Here is a 3696-nt window from a genome sequence, read left to right on the forward strand (position 1 = left end):
GAGGGGGACGACGAGGGCGGCGGCCTGGTCTGGGACCTGCCGGACACCTATGTGCTGCGCACCACGGACCGGGTGCTGCTGGCGGCGACCAGGCGGGGCCTGGCCGAACTGCTGGGACGCAGGTCACGCCGGTCCTAGGAGCGCGGGGCCGTGTCGATATGCGGCTCCGCCGCGCGGGCGCGACCGCCCCCCGCGCTCCCGCGGTCGCGCCGCCTCCCCGCTACCCCAAGTGCCGCGCCGCGAAGTCCAGTTCCAGCCTGACCTGCTTGATCCGCTCGTCCACCACCAGCGAACCGTGGCCCGCGTCGTAGCGGTACACCTCGTGCACCGCGCCCCTGGACTCCAGCCGCTTCACGTAGTTGTCGACCTGCCGGATCGGGCACCGGGGGTCGTTGACCCCCGCCGAGATGTACACCGGGGCCTTGACCTGGTCCACGTACGTCAGGGGCGAGGACGCCTCGAAGCGCTCCGGCACCTCCTCCGGCGTGCCGCCCAGCAGGGTGCGGTCCATCGCCTTCAGCGCCTCCATCTCGTCGTGGTACGCGGTGACGTAGTCGGCGACGGGCACGGCCGCGATCCCGAGGGCCCACGCGTCCGGCTGGGTGCCGAGGCCGAGAAGGGTGAGGTAGCCGCCCCAGGACCCGCCGGTGAGGACGAGCCGCGCGGGATCGGCGAGCCCCGAGCTCACCGCCCACTCCCGCACCGCCGCGATGTCCTCCAGCTCGATCAGACCGACCCGGTGCTTGAGCGCGTCGGTCCACTCGCGCCCGTACCCCGTGGAACCGCGGTAGTTGACCCGGACGACCGCGTACCCGTGGTCCACCCAGGCCGCCGGGCCCGCCGCGAACGAGTCGCTGTCGTGCCAGGTGGGGCCGCCGTGGATGTCGAAGACCGTGGGCAGCGGTCCCGTCGCCCCCGCCGGCTTCTGGACCAGGGCGTGGATCCGGCCGCCCGGCCCCTGCACCCACACGTCCTCCACCGGCACCGAACCGGGGGACTTCAGACCGGGCGGGTCCAGGACCACCTCGCCCGTCGTCGAGCGCACCGCCGACGGCTCGGCGGCCGAGGACCACAGGTACTCCACGCTGCCGTCGGGGCGGGCCGTCGCCCCCGAGACCGAGCCGGGCGGGGTCGGGACCTTCTCCAGCTTGCCGCTCTCCAGGTCGTACCGGAACAGCTCGCTGCGGGCCTCGAAGCTGTGCGCGATGAGCAGGCCGGTGCCGTCCGGGTACCACTCGGCGCCCACGTCACCGGGCAGGTCCAGGGCGAGGTCGGTCTCCTCGCCCGTGGCCACGTCCCACACCAGCGGCTCCCAGCGGCCGCGCCGCTGATGGCCGATGAGCAGCCGGGTGTCGCCGTCCACCGGAGCGAAGCCGAGGACCTCCAGGCCCAGCTCCTCGGTGCCGCCCCGGGTGTCGTCGAGCTCGGCGACCGCCCTGCCGTCGGGGCGCAGCACGCGCAGCGCCGAGTGCATCGCGTCGCCGTGCTCGGTGTGCTCGATCGCGATCAGCGAGCCGTCGTGGGAGAGGTCGCCGACGCCCGCCGACTCGCGGTGCCGGTAGATCTCCACCGGGTCCTCGCCGGTGCGCACGAGGTGGACGGAGGTGCCCTCGTCGTCGGTCGAGCGGCCCACGACCGCCGTACGGCCGTCCCGGCCCAGGGCCACGCCCGCGGGGTAGGAGGGGTCCAGGCCCGGCGCGGCGAGCTGGTCCGCGCCGCCCTCGAAGGGCTGGCGGCGCCAGACGCCGAACTCGTCGCCGTCCTTGTCGTCGAACCACCAGATCCACGCGCCGTCCGGGGAGAGCACGCCGTCCGTGGTGCCGTTGGGCCGGTCCGTGACCTGGCGCTGGGCGCCGGTGATCCGGTCCCAGGCGTACAGCTCGTACGTCCCTGTGGCGTTGGACACGAACAGGGAGCGGTCGGGGACGTCCTCCGCCCAGTCGGGCAGCGACACCCGCGGCGCCCGGAAGCGCTTCTCCCAGTCCGGCATCTCGTTGTTCCGCCCGGCCGCGGCGGACCCGTTGCTCTCAGTCATGACCCCATACTGCCTGCCCTCACAGACAATCCGCAGACGAGGTCCCCAGCCTGTGGACAACTTCTACCGGCCGCTTACCCGAGCCGCCGCGACCAGGCCGGACGGGACGCCCCCGGCCGTTGTCAGTGGCGGGGTGCAGACTCGTCCTCATGACCGATCTGCGCAAGACCGTGGAGAGTTTCTGGGCCTTCGCCGAGGCCCGCGACTGGGCCGCGTTCGCGGACACCCTCGCCGAGGACGTCGTCTACACCCTGCCGCAGACCCGCGAGCGCATCAGCGGGCGGGAGCGGTACGTCGAATTCAACCGTGAGTACCCGGGCGACTGGCACCTGCGGATGGAGCGGATCGTCGCCGAGCCCGGCCAGGTCGTCACCTGGACGCACTTCACGGTGGGCCCGGAGGAGATGTACGGCATCTCGTTCTTCACCGGGGACGACAGCGGGCGCATCGCCACCGTCACCGACTTCTGGCCGGAGCCGTACGAGCCCCCCGCGGGCCGGGAGCACCTCGCCGAAAGGTTCTGACCCCGCGCCCCGGCGCTGCCGGGCGGCCCCGTACCGTGGGAGTGTGTACCGGTTTCTGCTGACACCTCGCTGGTTTGGCATCAACGTCTTCGTGCTGCTCGCCATCCCGTTCTGCGTCTTCATGGGGTCCTGGCAGCTGAGCCGGTTCGAGGACCGGATGGCGGAGAGCCGGGACGCGAAGCAGTCCGTCGCCACCGACGAGCGGGAGGCGGCGCGGCCGCTGGCCGAGCTGCTGCCGGTGGACAAGGCGACCTCCGGCAAGCAGGTCACCGCGACCGGCCGGTACGACAAGCAGCTGCTCGTCCCCGACCGACAACTGGACGACCGCGAGGGCTACTACGTCCTGACGCTGCTGCGCACCGACGGCGGCAAGGCACTGCCCGTGGTCCGGGGCTGGCTGCCGGGCACCCCGGACCCTGCGAAGGTGCCGGCCGCGCCGAAGGGCGAGATCACCGTCACCGGCGCGCTCCAGGCGTCGGAGACCCCCGGGGACAACGGCGTCAGTGCGCGGGGCGGGCTTCCGGCCGGGCAGACCGCGGCGATCAGCGCGGCCTCGTTGATCAACATCGTGCCCTACGAGGTCTACGACGCGTGGGTCACGCTCAACACCGGTGACTCCGGGATGAAGGCCGTGCCGGCGAGCGCGCCCTCCGGCAGCGGGCTGGACCTGAAAGCCTTCCAGAACCTCGGTTACACCGGTGAGTGGTTCGTCTTCGCGGGCTTCGTGGTCTTCATGTGGTTCCGTCTGCTGCGCCGCGAGGTGGAGTTCGTCCGGGACGCGGAGCTCGGCATCCTCCCGGACGACGACGGGCAGCCGTCCCAGGAGCAGCCGCAGGAGAAGGCGACCGCCTGACCGAGGCGTCCCCCGACGCCCTCGCGTCCCGCGACGGGACGGCACACGGTCACGACGAGGTGAGCACGCCCGTCCAGTACACGACCCCCGCGCACGCGTTGGACACCGTCGTGGACACCGACGGTCCGCCGCCCTCCGCCGTGTTCGTCACCAGGACGCTGCCGTCGACCGTGCCGTCCGTGAGGAGCTGGGTGGAGGTGCCGGTGTCGCCGCCGGTTGAGGAACCCTCGCCGGCCGAGGCGTCCGGGGAGGTGGACGGGTCGGGGCTGGGGTCGGCCGAGGGC

3 protein-coding genes and 1 pseudogene are annotated in these 3696 nt (G+C 72.8%); 2 read left to right on the forward strand and 2 right to left on the reverse strand.

From position 1 onward, the window contains the following. Window positions 1-220: 220 nt before the first annotated feature. The gene (locus EHS43_RS39995; RefSeq protein ID WP_125195459.1) at window positions 221-2035 is read right to left on the reverse strand and encodes a prolyl oligopeptidase family serine peptidase; all 1815 of its coding nucleotides are present in this window, start codon (window positions 2033-2035) and stop codon (window positions 221-223) included. 149 nt (window positions 2036-2184) lie between these two features. On the opposite strand from EHS43_RS39995, the gene EHS43_RS40000 reads away from it, so the two are divergent. Further along, a complete protein-coding gene (locus EHS43_RS40000; RefSeq protein WP_125195460.1) occupies window positions 2185-2559 on the forward strand; it encodes a nuclear transport factor 2 family protein in 375 nt (124 codons plus the stop codon). Window positions 2560-2602: 43 nt separating this feature from the next. Next, on the forward strand, window positions 2603-3412 hold the full coding sequence (locus tag EHS43_RS40005; protein ID WP_125195461.1) for an SURF1 family protein: 810 nt from the start codon (window positions 2603-2605) through the stop codon (window positions 3410-3412). A 49-nt stretch (window positions 3413-3461) separates the two neighbouring features. Here the strand turns inward: EHS43_RS40005 and EHS43_RS40010 are convergent. Then, window positions 3462-3696 (reverse strand): annotated as a pseudogene (locus tag EHS43_RS40010) (hypothetical protein); the annotation flags it as partial.

The organism is Streptomyces sp. RP5T (genome assembly GCF_003933965.1).
Classification (GTDB): domain Bacteria; phylum Actinomycetota; class Actinomycetes; order Streptomycetales; family Streptomycetaceae; genus Streptomyces.